Origin of the sequence: Mesorhizobium sp. B2-3-15 (assembly GCF_006442875.1) — a bacterium.
Taxonomy (GTDB): domain Bacteria; phylum Pseudomonadota; class Alphaproteobacteria; order Rhizobiales; family Rhizobiaceae; genus Mesorhizobium; species Mesorhizobium australicum.
Window position 1 is genome coordinate 151,777 of record NZ_VFVO01000001.1, and the last position, 20,299, is coordinate 172,075.

The 20,299-nt window shown below is 63.2% G+C and carries 18 protein-coding genes; 13 read left to right on the forward strand and 5 right to left on the reverse strand.

Going from position 1 to position 20,299, the window contains the following annotated elements:
- Positions 1 to 28 precede the first annotated feature (28 nt).
- From FJ954_RS00715 to FJ954_RS00730, 4 genes are read left to right on the forward strand one after another with little or no spacing between them, the layout of a single operon-like run.
- Positions 29 to 1,078: a serine kinase gene (locus tag FJ954_RS00715; protein ID WP_140660098.1), complete on the forward strand. Its 1,050-nt coding sequence runs from the start codon at positions 29 to 31 to the stop codon at positions 1,076 to 1,078.
- Complete coding sequence (locus FJ954_RS00720) at positions 1,075 to 1,827, forward strand: glycosyltransferase family A protein (protein ID WP_015314347.1); 753 nt, start codon at positions 1,075 to 1,077, stop codon at positions 1,825 to 1,827. The genes FJ954_RS00715 and FJ954_RS00720 overlap by 4 nt, the downstream gene beginning before the upstream one ends.
- Position 1,828: 1 nt before the next feature.
- Positions 1,829 to 2,506 (forward strand): glycosyltransferase family A protein, encoded by a 678-nt coding sequence (locus FJ954_RS00725; protein ID WP_140660099.1) that lies wholly within the window; start codon positions 1,829 to 1,831, stop codon positions 2,504 to 2,506.
- Positions 2,506 to 3,990, forward strand: a complete 1,485-nt coding sequence (locus FJ954_RS00730) for a nucleotidyltransferase family protein (protein ID WP_140660100.1) — start codon at positions 2,506 to 2,508, stop codon at positions 3,988 to 3,990. The genes FJ954_RS00725 and FJ954_RS00730 overlap by 1 nt, the downstream gene beginning before the upstream one ends.
- Before the next feature lie 54 nt (positions 3,991 to 4,044).
- On the opposite strand, the gene FJ954_RS00735 is transcribed toward FJ954_RS00730, so the two are convergent.
- Positions 4,045 to 4,674, reverse strand: a complete 630-nt coding sequence (locus FJ954_RS00735) for an alpha-ketoglutarate-dependent dioxygenase AlkB (RefSeq protein ID WP_015314350.1) — start codon at positions 4,672 to 4,674, stop codon at positions 4,045 to 4,047.
- A 237-nt stretch (positions 4,675 to 4,911) separates the two neighbouring features.
- On the opposite strand from FJ954_RS00735, the gene FJ954_RS00740 reads away from it, so the two are divergent.
- A complete protein-coding gene (locus FJ954_RS00740; protein WP_140660101.1) occupies positions 4,912 to 7,110 on the forward strand; it encodes a TonB-dependent siderophore receptor in 2,199 nt (732 codons plus the stop codon).
- Positions 7,111 to 7,180: 70 nt separating this feature from the next.
- Here FJ954_RS00740 and lysM read toward each other — a convergent pair whose 3' ends face one another.
- The 3 genes from lysM to FJ954_RS00755 all read right to left on the reverse strand — a co-directional run bounded on the left by lysM (position 7,181) and on the right by FJ954_RS00755 (position 9,187).
- On the reverse strand, positions 7,181 to 7,651 hold the full coding sequence (gene lysM / locus FJ954_RS00745; protein WP_140660102.1) for a peptidoglycan-binding protein LysM: 471 nt from the start codon (positions 7,649 to 7,651) through the stop codon (positions 7,181 to 7,183).
- Positions 7,652 to 7,742: 91 nt separating this feature from the next.
- Entirely contained in the window at positions 7,743 to 8,180 is a 438-nt protein-coding gene (gene arfB / locus FJ954_RS00750) for an alternative ribosome rescue aminoacyl-tRNA hydrolase ArfB (protein ID WP_015314353.1), read from the reverse strand.
- Between the two features lie 80 nt (positions 8,181 to 8,260).
- Complete coding sequence (locus FJ954_RS00755) at positions 8,261 to 9,187, reverse strand: AraC family transcriptional regulator (protein ID WP_140660103.1); 927 nt, start codon at positions 9,185 to 9,187, stop codon at positions 8,261 to 8,263.
- 80 nt (positions 9,188 to 9,267) lie between these two features.
- On the opposite strand from FJ954_RS00755, the gene FJ954_RS00760 reads away from it, so the two are divergent.
- Positions 9,268 to 10,095 carry an oxidoreductase gene (locus FJ954_RS00760; protein WP_140660104.1) on the forward strand — a complete coding sequence of 276 codons (828 nt, stop codon included), beginning with the start codon at positions 9,268 to 9,270 and terminating at the stop codon, positions 10,093 to 10,095.
- Positions 10,096 to 10,118: 23 nt separating this feature from the next.
- Here FJ954_RS00760 and FJ954_RS00765 read toward each other — a convergent pair whose 3' ends face one another.
- Positions 10,119 to 11,729 (reverse strand): phosphoenolpyruvate carboxykinase, encoded by a 1,611-nt coding sequence (locus FJ954_RS00765; RefSeq protein WP_140660105.1) that lies wholly within the window; start codon positions 11,727 to 11,729, stop codon positions 10,119 to 10,121.
- Positions 11,730 to 12,073: 344 nt separating this feature from the next.
- Here FJ954_RS00765 and FJ954_RS00770 point away from each other — a divergent pair, with 344 nt between their 5' ends.
- The 7 genes from FJ954_RS00770 (at position 12,074) to FJ954_RS00805 (ending at position 20,295) form a co-directional block, all read left to right on the forward strand.
- Positions 12,074 to 12,775, forward strand: coding sequence for a response regulator transcription factor (locus FJ954_RS00770; RefSeq protein WP_010912942.1), 702 nt, complete (start codon positions 12,074 to 12,076; stop codon positions 12,773 to 12,775).
- 83 nt (positions 12,776 to 12,858) lie between these two features.
- Positions 12,859 to 14,643 carry a sensor histidine kinase gene (locus tag FJ954_RS00775; RefSeq protein WP_015314357.1) on the forward strand — a complete coding sequence of 595 codons (1,785 nt, stop codon included), beginning with the start codon at positions 12,859 to 12,861 and terminating at the stop codon, positions 14,641 to 14,643.
- Between the two features lie 24 nt (positions 14,644 to 14,667).
- Positions 14,668 to 15,114 carry an HPr kinase/phosphorylase gene (locus FJ954_RS00780; protein WP_140660106.1) on the forward strand — a complete coding sequence of 149 codons (447 nt, stop codon included), beginning with the start codon at positions 14,668 to 14,670 and terminating at the stop codon, positions 15,112 to 15,114.
- Between the two features lie 164 nt (positions 15,115 to 15,278).
- Positions 15,279 to 15,680 carry a PTS sugar transporter subunit IIA gene (locus FJ954_RS00790; RefSeq protein WP_010912939.1) on the forward strand — a complete coding sequence of 134 codons (402 nt, stop codon included), beginning with the start codon at positions 15,279 to 15,281 and terminating at the stop codon, positions 15,678 to 15,680.
- On the forward strand, positions 15,677 to 15,973 hold the full coding sequence (locus tag FJ954_RS00795) for an HPr family phosphocarrier protein (RefSeq protein WP_015314359.1): 297 nt from the start codon (positions 15,677 to 15,679) through the stop codon (positions 15,971 to 15,973). The genes FJ954_RS00790 and FJ954_RS00795 overlap by 4 nt, the downstream gene beginning before the upstream one ends.
- A 192-nt stretch (positions 15,974 to 16,165) precedes the next feature.
- Positions 16,166 to 17,566, forward strand: coding sequence for an adenosylhomocysteinase (gene ahcY / locus FJ954_RS00800; RefSeq protein ID WP_140660107.1), 1,401 nt, complete (start codon positions 16,166 to 16,168; stop codon positions 17,564 to 17,566).
- Between the two features lie 188 nt (positions 17,567 to 17,754).
- Positions 17,755 to 20,295, forward strand: a complete 2,541-nt coding sequence (locus tag FJ954_RS00805; protein WP_140660108.1) for a PAS domain-containing sensor histidine kinase — start codon at positions 17,755 to 17,757, stop codon at positions 20,293 to 20,295.
- The last annotated feature ends 4 nt before the right edge of the window (positions 20,296 to 20,299 follow it).

The window sequence follows — 20,299 nt, forward strand, 5'->3', positions numbered from 1 at the left end:
GCGGCCGCAGCGTGATGGAAGGCGATTGATGCCGCGCGTCACGCTCGAAACCTTGCCGGATTACGCCAGGTATCTCATCGCCGCCGCTGAAGGCGCGGCCGCGCGCTATCCGACCACGCGAAAAGTTCGCCTGCCCTGGCTTGAACTGACCGCGCATCTCGGTCACGGCGTGCTTGCCGATGCATTGGGCCATGCTTTTGTCGAGCCCGGGCATGATCAGCCGGCACCGTCCACGGGTCGCATCTTCATCGCGCATCCCGGCATTGACGGCATCCCGGAGCCGGCGCACTGGGGCGATGCCCATTTCACCGAGCACGGTTTTGCCAAACGGCTCGCCGAAGCCGGTTTGCGCGGGCACCATTTCCACGACCTGGATTTCTGGCAGGTCTACGATCCGCACCGCCGCGTCGGCGTGCAGCTGATGGCCTCGGCCGATGCCTTTCCGCCCTGGGAGCCGGGAGCACCGCTGCGCGCCTTCCTGCACTGGGAATATGCCGCGCGCGGCATGCGGCTGACGCATGCCGGCACGCTTGGCATCGACGGCAACGGTATTCTGCTTGCCGGCTCGGGCGGGGCCGGGAAATCGGGGACCGTCGCCGCCGGCCTGCTTAACGGGCTCGACAGTGTCGGCGACGACTATGTGCTGATCGATCTCACCGACGGCGTGACCGCGCGCCCCCTTTTTTCGACGTTGAAGCAGGACACGGAAGGTTTCGCCCGGCTGGGCCTGCGGCAGCGGCTAACGGCGCAAGGCCCGCTGAACTGGCAAGGCAAGCACACGTTCCATATTCATGATATCGCGCCTCGGCCGGTGCCCGCCATGCTGGACATCGTCGCGCTGGTGGTGCCACATATCAGCGGAGGCGGAGCAAGTTCGATTATGCCGGTGTCGCGCAGGGATGCCATGATTGCCTTGGCGCCGTCCGGCATCGCCCAGATGCCGGGCGAGCGCGAAAGCGGCTTTCGCTTCTTCAGCGAATTGACGCGCCACCTGCCGTGCTTCCGTTTGTCCCTCGGCATCGACCCGGCAGAGATCGCCCGCACGATCGAGGATTTCCTGACACGAGGCGCCCGGTGAAGCTCAGCGTGATCATGCCTGTGTACAATCGCGAGCGCTATGTCGTCTCGGCGCTGCGCTCGCTCGTGCGGCAGCAAGATGCCGCCGATCTCGACATCATCGTGATCGACGACGGCTCGACCGACGGGTCGCCGGAGGCCGTGCGTTCGATGATGGCCGAGAACCCCTGCATTCGTCTTTTCCGGCAAGAGAACATGGGCGTGACCCGGGCTCGCAACGCTGGTCTCAGACTGCTCACGCCGGAAACGGAGCTCGTGTCGTTCCTCGATTCGGATGATGTCTCGCCTGCGGGACGATTCAAGGCCGATATCGCATGCTTTGACGCCGACCCCGCTCTGGAGCTTACCTATTCCCTGATGATGATGGTCGAACACATCGACGACGATCTGCTGGAACCCTGCCCCGGCAGCCATTTCATGACCGTGCGGGGAATTCATCTGTCGTCAGGCATTTTCTCGCGTAAGCTCATCGAACGGATCGGCGGCTTCGACGAGGCCTTCGGCCAGGCCGAAGACACAGACTACCTGCTGCGCACCTTTGAAAGCGGCCCCAGATTCGTCCTGCCGGATACCGTATCGCTTTACTACCGACGTCATCCCGGCAACATGACGAAGCAGGTCGACACATCCCTTCGGGAATTCTTGCGGGCCATCCACAAATCGATGAAACGGCGCAAGGCCGACCCTTCACTGCGCGGGATCGAAGGCATCTTCGATGTCAAAGAACTCGCCAACTGGCGCTTCATGTAGCATGCGGAGCTATGGCGTCGTCATACCGGCCTTCAACGCCAGCGGCACCATCGCCGAGACGCTGCGATCGGTCGCGGCGCAGACAGTGCGGCCTGAGCTGGTGGTGATCGTCGACGATGGATCCAGCGACGATCTCGCGGCGGCGATCGGCGGAACGGACCTGCCGCTGCAATTGCTGCGCCAGGCAAATGCCGGACCTGGGAGCGCCACGACAAGGGGCATCGCCGCCTTGTCGACGCCGCTCATTGCAACGCTCGATGCCGACGATCTGTGGCTGCCGAGCAAGGCCGAAACACAGCTCGCGCATCTCGAAAGGCATTCCGCAACGTCGGGCGTTTTTTGCCATTTGCGAAACTTCCGCAATGACCGGCCCGATGCACCCGAGGACGCGATCGTACCCGGTTGGTCGCGGACCACGATGCTGATCCGGCGCGAGGCCGCCGAGACCGTCGGACCAATCGTCGATCCGCCGGGCGGCCGCGGCGAAATGATCGACTGGATCGCGCGGGCACGCGAGGCGGGCCTTGCCCTCGACATGGTGGAAGAGGTGCTGGCGCTGCGCCGCATCAGGCCCGGCAGCCTGTCCTATGGCCGCGATGCGGCGCGCGACCGCGGCTATCTCGAAGTGGCGCGGCTCGCCATGCTGCGACGGGCCCGGAACAAGGCCGGCGCGGGCTGATGGCGGGCATTCGCCGCATCAGCCGACGTTTCCCGGACTATGGCTGGTCCTGGCCGACGGGCGGGCTCGACCAACTGCTCAAGGCCGCCCTTCTTGCCGATCAGGACGCGGCCGCCGGTTGCGCCATGCAGTGGCTAAGCGCGAACGACATCGACCTCGTCTCCTTCAGGGAACACCGGCTGCTGGCCGCGATCTGCGATCGGTTCGGCCGGAAATTGGCCGGCCAATCCGCCTATCCGCGCCTTGTCGGCCTGCAAAAGATGCTGTGGACCAAGTCGCGCATGGCGATGCGCGAGGCCGAACCGGCGCTGCAGGCGATGACGGATTCCGGCTGCCTGGTGATGCTGATCAAGGGTGCCAGCCGCATTGCCTTGAACGCCTCGGCGCAGCGTGGCCGGGTGGCGCACGACATCGACATATTGGTGCGGCCGCAGGACATGCCGGCGGCGTTCGGCGTGCTGCGCGACGGCGACTGGCAGATCGCCACCGGGGTGAGTCCCCAATATCTGAGGACAAGGCTGGCGTCGCTGCGCTCGATGAATTTTTTCAAGGGCAGTTATGGCGATATCGATCTGCACCAGCTTGCCTATGACGGCTCGCAGCAAAGCGACGAGGATGACCAGGCGATCTGGCAGCGCGCGGCGACGGCCGAATTCAGCGGTGTCGGCGTGCTGGTGCCGTCGCCCGCGGATCGCATCGCGCTCGCCATCGCGCATGGCGGGCTCGATGCCCACACCCACAGCGATTGGCTGGTCGATTGCGCGGTGGCCATTCGCACCGGCGGCGTCGACTGGGACGTGTTCCTCGATGTCGTCGCCAGGCGTGGCCTTGCCGTTGCCGCGGCGGTGGCGCTTTCCTACCTTGCGCTCGATGTTGGCGTGACTGTGCCTGACAAGGTGCTGGCGCGCGTGCTGGACATGGCCGACCGCACCGGCCTTGCACGCTGGTCGGCGGTGCTGCAGGCCAAGCCGCGAACCGACTTCGGCAGGCTGACCTGGCTGTCGCGCGGCTTCGCCAAGCAGTTGCGGCTGAGACGCAAGAGCGGTCGGCTGCGGCAGGAGCCGCCCGCCAGGGCATGGCGCGGCAGAGCATGGCGCGGCAGGCAGGCACCTCGCGAGCCGCTGGAAGGACAGTCGCCCCTGGCCTTCTCGCAGACCATACCGTGCCCTGCGACGGCGGGGGAGATGATGCTGGACATCACGATCAGGATCAGCGTCCCGCCGGTCCGGCGCCGCATCGAAATGGAGATCAATGTGGGCGACGACCACGTCGCGCGTCTGCGTGCGATGGCCATCAGCCGGTCTGGTGGAGAGCGGGTGCTGCGCTTTCGCGGCAAGGTGACATTCGATGGCCGACAGCATGCCCTGACGCTGGAAGCGCGGCCGTCCCGGCAGTTCCGCCAATGGGACGATCAGGCGACGGTCGCCGCTTACGGCGCATTGCCTTTCCATCTGGTCTCGGCGATTTTTTCACCGCTGCGCTGAACTATCGCTGGTCGCCCAAAGGTCGGCGGCGCCGTGCGGGGCGCGAACCCTCGCCTATACGGCGCCCTCGTCAGGCTTCGTCACCCGCCGCAACGTCAGGTTGATCCTGCCGCCGTTCTTGAGCAGCGCCGAGGTCGAAGGGTAGATGCGGTCGACGCCATGGAAGGCAAGACGGCCCTCGCCGCCAAGCACGACGACATCGCCGCTTTTGAGCCTGAACGATTTGGTGGCGCCATCGCGGGTTGTCTGGCCGACCCTGAACAGGCAATCGTCACCCAGCGAGACGGAGACGACGGGTGCCGAGAAATCGGCCTCGTCGCGATCCTGATGCAGGCCCATCTTCGCTTCCGGCGTGTAGAAATTGATCAGGCAGGCCTGCGGTGGATTGGGATAGCCCGACACCTGCCGCCATAGATCGAGCAGACTGTCGGGGATAGGCGGCCACGGCTCTCCGGTCAGCGGATGCGTCGGCTGGTAGCGATAGCCGCGTTCCTTGTCGGTGACCCAGCCGAGCGGACCGCAATTGGTCATGCGCACGCTCATCTCCTTGCCGGTCCGAGGCATGGCCGGCACGAACAGCGGCGCCTGCTGGACGATGCTTCTCACCTCCTCGACCAGCGTCTCCTGGACGGCGCGGGACAGATGGGCCGGCATGTGACGGATGCCTTTGGGCAGAACGAGCATGGGTTGGCTCATGTGAATGGTTCGGAGCCTCAGCATGCCACCGCCAGACGAAAACGGCGACCCGAAAGCGGTCGTGGCTTTTAGGAGGGATGGCCGCAGCGAATTCGTCTTGGCCAAATGGCGGTTGACGAACAAAGATGACTAACATAGTCAAGATTTAGAACCGGACCGGTTGACACAAGAATTTTCAGCTTCCGCGTCCAGCGAAGCCGCGGGCAGCCAACGAGAGCGAGGGATATGGAAGTGACATTTCTTCAGGGCTTCAACGCGATCGAACGGGGCTGCATCTGGTCGCGGCGAGGACTGCTTGCCACGACATGCCTGGCGACGCTGGCTGGTGCCTACCAAGCCTCCGCCCAGCAGGCAGGCACCCAGGCATCGGGCGGCGCCACCGTGCTCGAGCCTATTACGGTCAGCGGCGAGGCCGGCGGCGACACGTCCCGTGAGGACGACAAGACGGTGGCTGCCAAGCGCAGCTCCGGTGCGACCAAGACGGACACGCCCCTCATCGAAACGCCCCGCTCCGTCTCGGTGGTGACACGCAAGGAACTCGAGGAGCGCGGCGTGCAGGACATTATCGAGGCGGTGCGCTATTCCTCAGGCGTCAGCACCGGCGCTTACGGATTCGACCCGCGATTCGACCAGATCTATATCAGGGGCTACGACGCAACCACGCTCGGCGACTATAAGGACGGCCTGCGCCAGCCCTATATCAACTACGGCACGTTCCGCACCGACCCCTACTCGCTCGAACGCGTCGAGGTGATCAAGGGACCGGTATCGGTGCTTTACGGCGCGGGAACGCCGGCAGGCATCGTCAACAAGGTGCCCAAGCTGCCGACCAAGGACAGGATCAGGGAAGTCGAACTGCTTTATGGCACGAAGGACAGGGCGCAGGCCGCCTTCGATTTCGGCGGCCCGGTCACCGAGGGCAGTGACGATTTCCTCTACAGGATCGTCGGTCTGGCGCGAAACGGCGACACCAATTTCGACATCGCCGACGACCGCTATTTGCTGCAGCCGTCGTTCACCTGGAATCCGGACGCCGCGACGTCCTTCACCATCTATGGGCTGGTGCAGGCGGACGAAACCGATTCGAATGTCGGCGTGATCACCGATCCGTCGGGAAAGGTCCACACCCTGCGCGAGAGCGACCCCGACTATGACCATCAGAAGATCCGGCAGCAGCAGGTCGGCTACAAGTTCGAGCACGATTTCGGCGGCGGCATCACGGTGCGCCAGAATGTACGATACTCCCATCTCGACCTGAGGTCGCGCTATCTCGCGGTTTCCGGTTGGACAGGTACGGTCGCGCATCGTTATGCGACCTCAATTCGCGACGAAATGAACGTTTTCCAGGCCGACAACCAGGTCGAGGCCAGGTTCGACACCGGGGCGCTCGCCCACACGCTGCTTCTCGGCCTCGACTACACGAACCTGACCTCGTCCTTCGGCTATGGGTTCGATCCGCCCGATCCGGCCTACGATTTCGACATTGCCAACCCGACCTACGGTTTCTCCGGCCCGACCCCGGACACCACGTTCTCTGCGTCCGACGCGGATCTGAGCCAGACCGGCGTCTATGCGCTGGATCAGGTCGAACTGGACAAATGGCGTTTCACGCTCGGTGGCCGCCAGACCCGGGCCGAGCAGACGCGCGACTATTTTGGGGGCGGTTCGGAAGCGGTGGACAAGAACGCCTTCAGCATGCAGGCCGGCGCCCTCTATCTGTTCGATAGCGGCGTCGCGCCCTTCGCCAGCTACGCGACGTCATTCGAACCGATCTCAAACCGCTCGGCCGATGGCGGCGGCATTCTTCAGCCTACGAAGGGCGAACAGTTCGAAGTGGGGGTCAAGTACCAGCCACCGGGAACGGATATCCTGCTGTCCGCCGTCGCCTACCATCTGGTCGAGAAGAACAAGCCGGTAGTCGTCGATCCCAATGCGGGCACCTATCGTTCACTGGGTGAGGTCACCAGCAATGGTTTTGAACTGGAAGCCCGCGCGGCCGTCATGGACGGGCTCGACGTGATCGCGGCCTATAACTACAACCATGCCGAGATCACGGGCGCCGGCCCTGACTCGACGGAGTTGGACAAGGTCCCCGCCGTCACCCCCGAACATGTCGCGAGCCTCTGGGCGAACTACAAATTCGACGAGGGCAGTGCGGCACCCGGCCTTTCGGTGGGAGCCGGCGTGCGGCTGCAGAGCGCGACCTATACCGACACGTCAAACACCGCCAAGAACGATGCCGCCGTCTATCTCGATGCCTCGGCGTCCTACGATTTCGGCGCCATCGACAAGAGGTATGAAGGTGTCTCGGCCGCTTTCGCCGTCCGCAACATTGCCGATGACCGCGCGACGGTGTGCAATTCCGGTTATTGCTACATGGGCCAGGGCCGCAACATCACGGCTTCGCTGAAGCGCCGCTGGTAAAGGCAACGCCGCGCGCCTTTCGGACGCGCGGCGCACTGATTCAGCGTTTTGATACAACCATGCCCGGCGATTAGCCAAGTTCTGGAATACGCAGAACCTGGCCCGGATAGATCTTGTCGGGATGGGTCAGCATCGGCTTGTTCGCCTCGAAGATGACCGTGTTCTTGGCGCCCTGGCCCTTACCATAGCTCTTTTCGGCGATCTTCCAGAGATTGTCGCCCTTCTGGACCGTATAGAAGGTCGGCTCCTTGGCCGCGGTCGCCGTGCCGGAAGCCGGCGCGACCTGCAACTCGTCAGCCTGCACCTTGGAAACGCCCAGCGTGTTGCCGACGGCGATGACCGCCTTTTCGAAGATCGACTGGTCCTTGACGACGCCCTTCAGCACCGCCGTATCGCCCTGGACAACGACCTGCACGCCATCGGTACCGAGCTTGTGTGAATCGAGCTCTTTCTTGAGCGTGTCGGCGGTGGGTGCGGCTTCCTCGTCGCCGCCGATGCCGAGCTTCTTGCCGACGTTCTTGACGAAATCGAACATACCCATCTCTAGGTCTCCCTTGCTGTGGCAACAAGGGAAACCTCGCATCCGCAACGCAAAATTGAAAGTGGTTTTGCGGGCACGATTTGCGTGTTGCTCAATCGTTCTCCACGCGACCGCGCAGCTTCTTGATCGTACCGCGCCCCGCCTTGCTCTTCAGCCGACGCTCGACCGCGCCTTTCGACGGCCGTGTCTTCTTGCGCGGCGGCGGCGGCGGTTCTGCGGCCTTGGCCACCAGTGCCGCCAGCCTGGTCCGTGCGTCGGCGCGGTTTTGCTCCTGTGTGCGAAAGCGTCCGGCCTCGATGACGATGACACCATCCTTGGTGGCGCGCTGGCCGGCAAGTTTTATGGTCCGCTCGCGTACGCGGTCCGACAGGCCCTCGGCGTTCCGCGCGTCGAAGCGAAGCTGCACCGCCGTCGCCACCTTGTTGACGTTCTGGCCGCCGGGACCGGACGAGCGGATGAAATCCTCGTGCAGGTCGCCCGGGTGAATCACGGCTTCGCCCGATATGATGATGTCGTCGTCGATCGGCATGCCGCAGTCATGGCGCGGCGGACCGAAAAAGAAAAGGCCCGATCGAAAGCGCAGCCCCTAACTGACATATACGATCCTGATCACGACGCCCAGGCGAGTTCGCCAAGATGGCGACGAAGCCATTTCGTCTCTTCCGATGCCGTGCGCCCGAAATGCCGTTTGAAGTCGCGGCTGAATTGGGACGGGCTCGCGTAGCCTACCAAAGCCGCGACCTCTGCGATCGTCCTGTTCTGGCGTGCTATCATCAATCGTGCTTCGTGGAGCCGTATCGCCTTCACGTACTGCATTGGACTGTTGCCGGTCAGGCTCTTGAAATGGACATGGTAGGAAGGAACGCTCATGCCCACGTCTTTTGCCAGATCGCCGATCGAAATTTCAGAACCGTAGTTCTCTCGCAACCAGGCCAGGCTCTGGACAATCCTTCCAGACGTGCCTTTCTGCTGCAGCGCCGCGAGCATTGCACCGCCCTGCGGGCCGACCAGCACCCGGTAATGCAGTTCGCGCAGAATGCCGTCACCAAGGACGAGAGCTTCAACGGGGCTGCGAAGTGCCACAAGGAGGCGCAGCAGGACATCCTCTATTTCGGGGGCCATCCTGCTTGACACGAGACCTCGCGGCTTGCCGCGCGCCGGTTCGGCATGCATCTGAGCTTGTATGGCGAGCTCGGCTGCCATCTGCATATCGAACTCAACATAGACCGCAAGCAATGGTCGCTCCGAGCTGGCCATCGATTTCATGCGGAATGGAACGGGCACCGAAACCGCCAGATAGTGCTCCTCGTCGTAGAGGTAGATCTCCCTTTCGAGGATACCCTGCTTGCTTCCCTGTAATACGAACACCGCGCCTGGCTTATAGAGGACCGGGATGTCGTGAAGCACGGCTTCCGTCCGGAGTATGCGGACGCGGCTGAACGCGGTCGGATTGTAGCCGCAAAGAGGGGCGAGAGCTCCGGCCAACTCAACCAGCTTGGATCGTCCGTGTTTGGGAAGAATAGGATTTGGCAACAAATTCAGAGGATCCGCGATCGAAACGCTCGGTTCCTCATAATATTTGTCAACTCATCACCAATCAAGGAAAGCTTGCGATCATGTCACAGAAGACCTTCTTTATCACCGGCGCGAATTCCGGCTTCGGCTTGGCGATAGCTTCCGCGGCTATCCAGATCGGCCATAAGGTGATTGGCGCCGTTCGCTCGGAGACATCACGCGCAGCGCTCGCCGACGTTCTTCCCGCAGCTCGACCGGTACTGTGCGACGTAACGGAATTCGACGCCATACCCGACGTCGTCAGGCAGGCGGAGAACGAACATGGACCGGTTGACGTGCTGATCAACAATGCCGGCTACGGCCACGAGGGAGTGCTTGAAGAGTCGCCGATCGAAGAGATGCGGCGTCAGTTCGACGTGAATGTCTTCGGCGCTGTCGCCGTCGCTAAGGCTTTTCTTCCCCGGTTCCGGGAGCGACGTCGTGGATTCATCGTCAATGTCACCTCGATGGGCGGCATGATTACCATGCCCGGCATTGCTTACTATTGCGGCAGCAAGTTTGCGCTCCAAGGCATATCGGAGGTGATGCGTTCGGAAATGGCCCCGTTCGGTGTCCGCGTGACCGCGGTCTGCCCCGGCTCGTTCCGGACGGATTGGGCTGGACGATCAATGGTCCGCACAGAGAGATCAATCACTGACTACGACGCGCTTTTTGATCCGATACGTGAGGCGCGACAGGTAAAGAGCGGCAAGCAGCTCGGTGATCCCGATAAACTGGCAGCCGCCGTTTTAGGCCTGGTCGAGTCCAGTGATCCGCCGCCGCAGCTTCTGCTTGGCAGCGATGCTCTCAAGCTCGTGTCGGACAGAATCGAACGTCTCCGGCAGGAAATCGAGGTGTGGAAGTCTGTCACTGTCTCGACCGACGGCTGACGGCACCGACGTCCTGCCTGCGCCTATTCCGCCGCTTCCTGCATGTGCGGCGCCGCGCCGAGGACGGAGGCGTCGACATGGCTTTCGAACTTCTCGAAATTGACGGCGAACATGCCGACCAGCCTTGCCGCTTGCCGGTCATAGGCCGATTTGTCGGCCCAGGTCGATCGCGGGTCGAGGATGGCGCCGTCGACGCCCGGGACCGCCACCGGCACCTCGAAGCCGAAATTGGCGTCGGTGCGGAAAACGCCTGCCTTCAGCGAGCCGTCGAGGGCGGCGGCGAGCAAGGCGCGCGTCGCCTTGATCGGCATGCGCTTGCCGGTGCCATGGGCACCGCCGGTCCAGCCGGTGTTGACCAGCCAGCAATCGGCGCCGTGGCGAGCAATGAGCTCGCGCAGAAGATTGCCGTATTCCGACGGATGGCGCGGCATGAACGGCGCGCCGAAACAGGTCGAGAAAGTCGCTTCCGGCTCGGTCACGCCCCTTTCCGTTCCGGCCACCTTGGCCGTGTAGCCGGAAAGGAAATGATACATCGCCTGCGCCGGCGTCAGCCGGGCGATCGGCGGCATCACGCCGAAAGCGTCGGCGGTCAGCATGATGATGTTCTTCGGGTGACTGGCGCGCCCGGTTTTCGAGGCATTGGGGATGAAGTCGAGCGGATAGGCGCAGCGTGTGTTTTCGGTGAGCCGGCCGTCATTGAAATCCGGCATGCCATCGGCGTCGAGTACGACGTTTTCCAGCACGGTGCCGAAGCGCTGCGTGGTGGCGAAGATCTCCGGTTCGGCTTCCGCCGACAGCTTGATCGTCTTGGCGTAGCAGCCGCCTTCGAAATTGAAGATGCCGTGCGGACCCCAGCCGTGCTCGTCATCGCCGATCAAGGTGCGCGACGGATCGGCCGACAGCGTGGTCTTGCCGGTTCCCGACAGGCCGAAGAAAATAGCGGCATCGCCGGCCGGTCCCTCATTGGCCGAACAGTGCATAGGCATCACGCCTTTCTCCGGCAGGAGGTAGTTGAGCATGGTGAACACCGACTTCTTCATCTCGCCGGCATAGGAGGTGCCCCCGATCAGCACGATCTTGCGCGTCAGGTCGACGGCGATCACCGTCTCGGTGCGGCTGCCGTGACGGCCGGGATCGGCGCGGAAGGACGGCAGGTCGATGATCGTCATCCCGGGCACGAAGTGTTCGAGTTCGGCCGCGTCGGGACGGATGAGCAGGTTGCGGATGAACAACGAGTGCCAGGCAAGTTCGGTGATCACCCTGGTGGGCAGCTTTAGCTCCGCGTCGGCACCGCCGACCAGGTCCTGCACATAGAGGTCCTTGTCCCCGGCATGGGCCTGGAAATCGGCGAGCAAGGCGTCGAACTGTGCCGGCGAGATCGCCTTGTTGTTGTCCCACCAGACTTGCGGCTCGGTGGCGGCGTCGCGGACGATGAACTTGTCCTTGGGCGAGCGACCGGTGTGCTGGCCGGTCTCGGCGAGCAGCGCGCCATGCGCGGTCAGCCGGGCTTCACCGCGCCGGATCGCTTCCTCGTAGAGCGCGGCCGCGCCGAAATTGTAGCGCACCGTGCCAGAGGTTTTCAGACCGACACGATCGATCGCGCAGGCAGGATTGCGTTTGCCGACTTCCGACATTGGTGACCCTTCTCAAGATTTGCCGCATCTTTGCCGGCGTATTTCCGGCACACCCACTAAGCAGGCTAGGATGGTCAGAACCAGAAAAGCCAAATGATATCAAATCATTAATCGATTTAAATATTTTGAAAGTTGTTTAAATCGTTTATATATGCGAAAAGTTTCACGGTTGCCCAAAGGATTGGCGAGGTTCGTTCGTCCAATCCATGTCGAGGTCGGATTGTGGCCGGCGGCACCCCGCGCGTGACAGCGGTTAAGGCCTATGCCACATTTTGTACCTAATTTGTCCTGCAAAAGCCCCTTCTCTACGACAGAAGGGACAGCTCATGAGGGAGCCGCTTGAAATGGCAACAATCGCGCTTGTCGATGACGACCGCAACATTCTGACGTCGGTGTCGATCGCCCTCGAATCCGAGGGATATCGTGTCGAGACCTACACGGATGGTGCGTCCGCGCTGGAAGGCCTGGCGGCCAGGCCGCCTAATCTCGCCATCCTCGACATCAAGATGCCGCGCATGGACGGCATGGAGCTGCTGCGCCGGATGCGCCAGAAATCCGACCTGCCGGTGATCTTCCTGACCTCCAAGGACGACGAGATCGATGAATTGTTCGGTCTCAAGATGGGCGCCGACGACTTTATCCGCAAACCGTTCTCGCAGCGCCTGCTGGTCGAGCGGGTGCGCGCCGTGCTGCGCCGTGCCAGTGCCCGCGAGGCCGCGGCAAAAGCGCCGAGTCAGCAGGCCCGCTCGCTCGAACGTGGCCAGCTCGTCATGGACCAGGAACGCCATACCTGCACCTGGAAGGGTGAGCCGGTGACGCTTACCGTCACGGAGTTCCTGATCCTGCATTCGCTGGCGCAGCGTCCCGGCGTGGTAAAAAGCCGTGATGCGCTGATGGATTCGGCCTATGATGAGCAGGTCTATGTCGATGACCGCACGATCGACAGCCACATCAAGCGGCTGCGCAAGAAGTTCAAGGCTGTCGACGACGACTTCGAGATGATCGAAACCCTTTACGGAGTCGGATATCGGTTCCGCGAAGCGTAATTTGATGTATGTCGAGCAGAAGCGGTCCCTAGTGTGGGGCTGCGACATACGTCAAACCTGGGACTAGCGGGAGCTGCTGTTCGATGGCAGTGGAAGCACAGCGAACAAGACCGGCGGGCGCCGCCAGGCGGCCGTCGCGCATCATGCCTTCCTTCGTGTCGAAAATCACGGTGCCGATGCGCCGCTTCCTCGGCCACCATATCTTTTCCAGCCTGACGCGGCGTATTCTTTTCCTCAATCTCGCCGGGCTGGCGGTGCTCGTCACCGGCATCCTCTATCTCAACACCTTCCGCGACGGGCTGATCGACGCGCGCGTCGAAAGCCTGATGACGCAGGGCGAAATCATCGCCGGCGCGATTGCGGCGTCGGCGACGGTCGAGACGGATTCGATCAGCATCGACCCGGAAAAACTGCTTGAGCTGCAGGCCGGCGAAAGCCTGGGGCCTGGCTCGGACCAACTCGACAATCTGGATTTTCCGATCAATCCCGAGCGCGTGGCGCCGGTCCTGCGGCGGCTGATCTCGCCGACCCGCACCCGAGCCCGCATCTATGACCGCGACGCCAATTTGCTGCTCGATTCGCGCCATCTCTATTCGCGCGGTCAGATCCTGCGCTACGACCTGCCGCCGGTCGAGGAGGAGGAGCCCGACCTTGTCGAGCGCGTCCAGAAATTCATCTTCGACTTCTTCCGCAACACCGACCTGCCGGTCTATCACGAACAGCCCGGCGGCAACGGCGCCGCCTTCCCGGAAGTGGTCAAGGCATTGACGGGCAGTCCGTCGACCATCGTGCGCGTCTCGGAACAGGGCGAGCAGATCGTCTCGGTGGCGGTGCCGATCCAGCGTTTTCGCGCCGTGCTCGGCGTGCTGATGCTGTCGACCGAAGGCGGTGATATCGACAAGATCGTCGCCGCCGAACGCAAGGCGATCCTGCGCGTCTTCGGCATCGCGGCGCTCGTCACAGCCATCCTGTCGATGCTTTTGGCGTCCACCATCGCCAACCCGCTGCGCCGGCTGTCGGCGGCGGCCGTACGGGTGCGTCGCGGCGTCAAGAGCCGCGAGGAAATCCCAGACTTTTCCGACCGCCAGGACGAGATCGGCAATCTGTCGATTGCGGTGCGCGACATGACCAACGCACTCTATGCGCGCATCGAGGCGATCGAAAGCTTCGCGGCCGATGTCTCCCATGAGTTGAAGAACCCGCTGACGTCGTTGCGCAGTGCTGTCGAAACATTGCCGCTGGCGAAGAATGACACCTCCCGTGCGCGCCTGATGGAGATCATCCAGCATGACGTGAAACGGCTGGACCGCCTCATCACCGACATTTCCGACGCCTCGCGCCTCGATGCGGAATTGGCGCGCGAAGATGCCGGCACCGTCGACCTGAAGAAATTCGTCACCGACCTCGTCGCTGTTTCGCGTGAAACCACGCGCAACAAGAAGGCGGTCGAGATCGAGCTCAAGGTCGCCAAGCTGCCGCAGGGCGCCAAGGGCTATGTCGTCGTCGGTCACGATCTGCGCATCGGCCAGGTCATCACCAATCTGATCGAGAACGCCCGTTCCTTCGTCCCCGAGGACCATGGCCACATCAGCCTGTCGCTGGCGCGCGCCGGCAAGTTCAACATCCTGACCGTCGACGACAACGGTCCCGGCATCCGCGCCGACGCCATCGACCGCATCTTCGAACGTTTTTACACCGACCGGCCCGCCGGCGAGGCGTTCGGCCAGAATTCCGGCCTTGGCCTGTCCATCTCCAGGCAGATCGTCGAGGCCCATGGCGGTACGCTGACCGCCGAAAACATACCAGGCACCAAGCCCGGCGAGATCAAGGGCGCACGCTTCGTCGTGACGCTCCCGGCCGAGGGATGACCGCCAATCGCCAGGGATCGCGACGTGCGGTCTGACAACATACACGCCACGGCGCTGCTGATCGGCGAGAGCGGCATTCTCATCAGCGGCTCATCCGGGTCGGGCAAGACAACGCTGGCGCTGACGCTGATCAGCCATTGCCTGAAACGCGGATTGTTCTCGCGGCTGGTCGGCGACGATCAGCTCTTCGTCGAAGCCCATGCCGGGCGGCTGGTGTGCCGTGCGCCCGCCACCATCGAGGGCCTTGCCGAGGTGCCGGGACATGGGCCACGGTCCCTGCCGTTCGAACCGGCCTGCGTCGTCGATCTGCATGTGCGCCTGTTGCCGGCCGGCGAAATCGCACGCTTCCAGGAGGATGCAAGCGACGACATCGCCGGCTGCGCGGTGGCGCGCATCGATCTGGCCGAGCGCAATGTCGCGGCCGCCTTGCTCGCCGTGATGGCGCGGCTGTCGATCCCGCCTTTTCTATGATCCGCGCTGGGTTTTTTGCTGCAATGCGTCAAAATGGCGTGGGCCGGCGCAATTTTGGGCTTGTCAACGGGCCGCGCGTCGACAAGATAGCGCTCCCGCCGCCTGGATTGGCTGGCGAGCATAAAATGCGCCTGTGAAGCGGCGATGACGGGAGCCACCAAAGAATGATCGGACTCGTGCTTGTAACGCACGGTCAACTGGCCACCGAGTTCAGACATGCCGTCGAACATGTCGTCGGGCCACAAGACAATTTCGAAACCGTGGCGATCGGTGCCGACGACGATATGGAACAGCGTCGCCGCGACATCGTCGACGCCGTCGCCCGTGTCGATACAGGGGCGGGTGTAATCGTGCTGACCGACATGTTCGGCGGCACGCCGTCCAACCTTGCCATCTCGGTAATGGAGTCCGGCCGCACCGAGGTGATCGCCGGCATGAACCTGCCGATGCTGATCAAGCTGTCGTCGATCCGCAAGGGCGACAACATGGCGGCCGCGCTCGATGAAGCGCAAGCCGCGGGGCGCAAATATATCAACGTCGCCAGCCAGCTTTTGAGCAGCAAATGAGTACGCTGTCGCCTGACAAGGACCAGATCGTCAGGGAGTTTCCGATCGTCAACCAGCGCGGCCTGCATGCGCGCGCCTCGGCGAAATTCGTCCAGCTTGCCAGCGGTTTCAACGCTTCGGTCCATGTCGAGAAGGACGGCGTCAAGGTCGGCGGCACCTCGATCATGGGCCTGATGATGCTGGCGGCCAGCCCTGGATACTCGATCCGCGTCACCGCCAGCGGCCCGGAGGCGCTCGAGGTCATGGACGCGCTGGAGCAGCTCGTCGCCTCCCGTTTCGGCGAGGAGTGCTGACCCGGAAGTCAGCCATCCGAGACATGCACGAATAAAGATTTCTTTATATCCCATTGTCGTGCGAAGCCCGATCTGCTAGTCAGGCCGGCAATTCGCGCCCTTCGACGCGCCGACCGGCGCGGGCGCATCCGCAACCAATTCGCAAGCCAAACGATCAATTCACAGCAAGACAATTCGCATCGGAGCACTGCCATGACGGATAGCAAGGACTATGTGGTCGCCGACATCTCTCTTGCCGGCTGGGGCCGCAAGGAACTCGATATCGCCGAAACCGAAATGCCGGGCCTGATGGCCTGCCGCGAGGAATTCGGCGCCAAGAAGCCGCTCAAGGGCGCGCGCATCACCGGCTCGCTGCACATGACGATCCAGACGGCGGTGCTGATCGAGACGCTGAAGGCGCTCGGCGCCGACATCCGCTGGGCTTCCTGCAACATCTTCTCGACCCAGGACCACGCCGCCGCGGCCATCGCCGAGACCGGCATTCCGGTCTTCGCCGTCAAGGGCGAGAGCCTCGAACAGTACTGGGACTACACCGACAGGATCTTCCAGTGGGCCGATGGCGGCCTCTCCAACATGATCCTCGATGATGGCGGCGACGCCACCATGTACATCTTGATCGGCGCCCGTGCCGAAGCCGGCGAGGACGTGCTGTCCAATCCGCAGAGCGAGGAAGAGGAATATTTCTACGCCCAGGTCAAGAAGCGCCTGAAGGCTTCGCCGGGCTTCTTCACCAAGCAGAAGGAAGCGATCCGCGGCGTCACCGAAGAGACGACGACCGGCGTCAACCGGCTCTACCAGTTGCAGAAGAAGGGCCTGCTGCCCTTCCCGGCCATCAACGTCAACGATTCGGTCACCAAGTCGAAATTCGACAACAAATACGGCTGCAAGGAATCGCTGGTCGACGGTATCCGCCGCGGCACCGACACGATGATGGCCGGCAAGGTCGCGGTCGTCTGCGGTTATGGCGACGTCGGCAAGGGCTCGTCGGCCTCGCTCAAGGGCGCGGGCGCCCGCGTCAAGGTCACCGAGGTCGATCCGATCTGCGCGCTGCAGGCGGCGATGGACGGCTTTGAAGTGGTCACGCTGGAAGATGCGGCACCGACCGCCGACATCGTCATCACCACCACCGGCAACAAGGATGTGGTTACCCTCGACCACATGCGCTCGATGAAGGACATGGTGATCGTCGGCAACATCGGCCATTTCGACAACGAGATCCAGGTTGCGTCGCTGCGCAATCTGAAGTGGACCAATGTCAAGCCGCAGGTCGACATGATCACCTTCCCGGACGGCAAGCGCATGATCCTCCTGTCGGAAGGTCGCCTGCTCAATCTCGGCAACGCCACCGGCCACCCGAGCTTCGTCATGTCGGCCTCCTTCACCAACCAGGTGCTGGCGCAGATCGAGTTGTTCACCAAGGGCGAGCAGTACCAGAACCAGGTCTATGTGCTGCCCAAGCATCTCGACGAGAAGGTCGCACGCCTGCATCTCGACAAGCTAGGCGCCCGCCTGACCGAGCTGTCGGGCGAGCAGGCCGCCTATATCGGCGTCACGCCGCAGGGGCCATTCAAGCCGGAACACTACCGCTATTAACCAAAGCCGAATTTGCTACAAGATATTGATGCCGGGCGATTGACTTTTCGCCCGGCATTATTTTTGCGCCGAATGATTCTTCACGCCGATTCCAGCAGGCGCTATTGTTGTGATTCGCGGGTCCAGGGGCGAGGACCGGCGCACGCGTCAGGGCGGTCTTGCATTCAGGCGGCGAAGAGGACCAAGACATGCCGGGGGAAAACCCGCTTCACGCGGGACAGGCCGTTTCCGGCGGCCATCAGGATTCGGAGACCACTGGCTCGCGGCGCCCTTCGTGGCGTGGCCGCGCGGGGCTGCTGCTTGCCGGCTCCACACTTGCCGGTCCGCTGCTTGGTGGGGTTGCATGCGCCCAAGGCGCCGAAGTGGCGGCCAGCCTTTCGGTCAGCACGATCGAGGTCATGCAGCTAGCCGTCTTTGCCGGAGTGATGGGAGCGGCATTCCTGTCGGCCATCGTTCTCATTCGCGAACGCGCGCGCACCTCGGCGGAAAATGTCGAGCTGAGAAGCCGCGTCGCCGATATCAGCGCAGCGTTGCGACGTTCGGAAGCGCTGCTCAATCTGCGCGACCAGCGTGTGGTCGTCTGGGCCTCGGAAAACAAGAAACCCGAGCTCATCGGCACATTGCCGACCGAAAGCGGAGCGCCGGAGGAACGGGCCGCATTCCTCGCCTTTGGGCGCTGGCTGATGCCGCGCTCGGCGGCGGCACTCGAACATGCCGTGACGGGTTTGCGGGAAAAAGGCAGACCGTTCGACCTGGTGGTGGAATCGCAGGCCGGCGCTCCGTTGGAAGTGCATGGCCGAAAGAGCGCGGCCCATGTGCTGGTGCGGTTTGTCTCGCTGTCCGAGACACAGCGCAGCCAGGCCCGGCTCAAGATCGACAACCAGCGGCTGGCCGCCGACCATGACACGATGATCGGCCTGCTCGAGGCGCTGAAGATGCCGGCATGGCTGCGTGACGAGCATGGCCGGCTGAAATGGGTCAACCGGGCCTATGCCGACGCGGTCGAAGCCGAGAACGCTGAAGCCGCCGTGCGTGACGCCCAGGAATTCCTCGGCGGCCAGGCCCGCGAGGCCATCGCCGCCCAGCACAAATCGCATCCGGTGTTCGAGCAATCGCTTTCGACGGTGATCGAAGGCGACCGCCGCGTGTTTGCCGTGACCGACTTTGCCGGCGCCGACGGTTCGGCCGGCCTTGCCTGCGACACCAGCGCCATCGAGGCCATCCGCGGCGAATATGAGCGGACCGTGCGCAGCCATGCCGATACGCTCGATCAGCTCAACACGGCAGTCGCCATCTTCGACACGAACGAGAAGCTGCGCTTCTTCAACCAGGCTTTCCAGAAACTGTGGGGGCTCGACAGCGGCTTCCTGCACAGCGCGCCCGACAACGCCCTTTTGCTCGACCGGCTGCGCAGCGAAGGCAAGATCGCCGAACAGCCGGAATGGCGCCGCTGGAAGGAAGGCCTGCTCGGCGCCTATCGAGCGGTCGAATCGCAGGAACACTGGTGGCACCTGCCGGACGGCAAGACCATCCGCGTCGTCGCCAACCCGCAACCCAAGGGCGGCGTCACCTGGGTGTTCGAGAACCTGACCGAGAAGATGGATCTCGAAAGCCGCTACCGCACCGCGGTCCGGGTCCAGGGCGAAACGCTCGACAATCTGGCCGAAGGCGTGGCGGTGTTCGGTCCCGATGGCCGGCTGCGGCTGTCGAACCCGGCCTTTGCCACGCTGTGGGGGTTGGGCACGGAAGTCGCCAAGCCCAATGTGCACGTATCGACCATACGCGAGCTCTCAGATCGGCAGGCGGTCGAGAGCCCCTGGCCCGGCTTTGTCGCCGCCATCACCGGCTTCGACGACGAGCGCCGCGAGCGTCACGGCCAGACCGAGCTCAACAACGGCACCGTGCTGCGCTACGCGGTGATTCCGCTGCCCAACGGGCAAGTGATGATGACCTTCGTCGACGTCACGGACAGCGTCCATGTCGAACGCGCGCTCAAGGACAGGAACGAGGCGCTGGAGAAATCGGACCAGCTCAAGAACGACTTCGTCCAGCATGTGTCCTACGAACTGCGTTCGCCGCTGACCAACATCATCGGTTTCACCGAGCTGCTGTCGCTGCCGGCGACTGGCCCGCTGACGCAGAAGCAGCGCGAATATGTCGAACATGTCGGCTCGTCCTCCTCGGTGCTGCTGACCATCGTCAACGACATACTCGACCTGGCGACCGTCGATGCCGGCATCATGCAGCTCGACATTTCCGAGGTGCATGTGGACCGCACCATCGCGGCTGCCGCCGAGCTTGTCGCCGACCGGCTGGAGGAGCATTCGATCCGGCTCGCGGTCGATGCCGCCGCCGCGCCGAAGACGTTCCATGGCGACGAAACGCGCATCCGCCAGATCCTCTACAATCTGCTCAGCAACGCCGCCAACTACGCGCCGGAGGCCAGCACCATCCGGCTGGCCTGCCGTCAGTTGGCGGACGGGGTCGAGTTCTCGGTTCACGACGACGGGCCTGGCATGCCGCCCGATGTGCTCGATTCGGTGTTCCGCCGCTTCGAACCGCGCGCCAATGGCGGCCGCCGGCGCGGCGCCGGCCTCGGCCTGTCGATCGTCAAGAGCTTTGTCGAACTGCATGGCGGCGCCGTTCGCATCGAAACCGGCAAGGACAAGGGCACGACCGTCATCTGCACCTTTCCCGACATGCCGGGTATCCGCGCAGCGGCCGAGTAGCGCG

Bases quoted from the DNA above. Each gene is read 5' to 3' on its own strand.
- ahcY (WP_140660107.1), top strand. From the start codon at position 16,166: ATGACGGATAGCAAGGACTATGTGGTCGCCGACATCTCTCTTGCCGGC.
- FJ954_RS00715 (WP_140660098.1), top strand. From the start codon at position 29: ATGCCGCGCGTCACGCTCGAAACCTTGCCGGATTACGCCAGGTATCTC.
- lysM (WP_140660102.1), bottom strand. From the start codon at position 7,651: ATGGGTATGTTCGATTTCGTCAAGAACGTCGGCAAGAAGCTCGGCATC.
- FJ954_RS00735 (WP_015314350.1), bottom strand. From the start codon at position 4,674: ATGCTCGTTCTGCCCAAAGGCATCCGTCACATGCCGGCCCATCTGTCC.
- FJ954_RS00765 (WP_140660105.1), bottom strand. From the start codon at position 11,729: ATGTCGGAAGTCGGCAAACGCAATCCTGCCTGCGCGATCGATCGTGTC.
- FJ954_RS00805 (WP_140660108.1), top strand. From the start codon at position 17,755: ATGCCGGGGGAAAACCCGCTTCACGCGGGACAGGCCGTTTCCGGCGGC.
- FJ954_RS00760 (WP_140660104.1), top strand. From the start codon at position 9,268: ATGTCACAGAAGACCTTCTTTATCACCGGCGCGAATTCCGGCTTCGGC.
- FJ954_RS00775 (WP_015314357.1), top strand. From the start codon at position 12,859: ATGGCAGTGGAAGCACAGCGAACAAGACCGGCGGGCGCCGCCAGGCGG.
- FJ954_RS00790 (WP_010912939.1), top strand. From the start codon at position 15,279: ATGATCGGACTCGTGCTTGTAACGCACGGTCAACTGGCCACCGAGTTC.
- FJ954_RS00795 (WP_015314359.1), top strand. From the start codon at position 15,677: ATGAGTACGCTGTCGCCTGACAAGGACCAGATCGTCAGGGAGTTTCCG.
- FJ954_RS00740 (WP_140660101.1), top strand. From the start codon at position 4,912: ATGGAAGTGACATTTCTTCAGGGCTTCAACGCGATCGAACGGGGCTGC.
- FJ954_RS00730 (WP_140660100.1), top strand. From the start codon at position 2,506: ATGGCGGGCATTCGCCGCATCAGCCGACGTTTCCCGGACTATGGCTGG.
- arfB (WP_015314353.1), bottom strand. From the start codon at position 8,180: ATGCCGATCGACGACGACATCATCATATCGGGCGAAGCCGTGATTCAC.
- FJ954_RS00770 (WP_010912942.1), top strand. From the start codon at position 12,074: ATGGCAACAATCGCGCTTGTCGATGACGACCGCAACATTCTGACGTCG.
- FJ954_RS00725 (WP_140660099.1), top strand. From the start codon at position 1,829: ATGCGGAGCTATGGCGTCGTCATACCGGCCTTCAACGCCAGCGGCACC.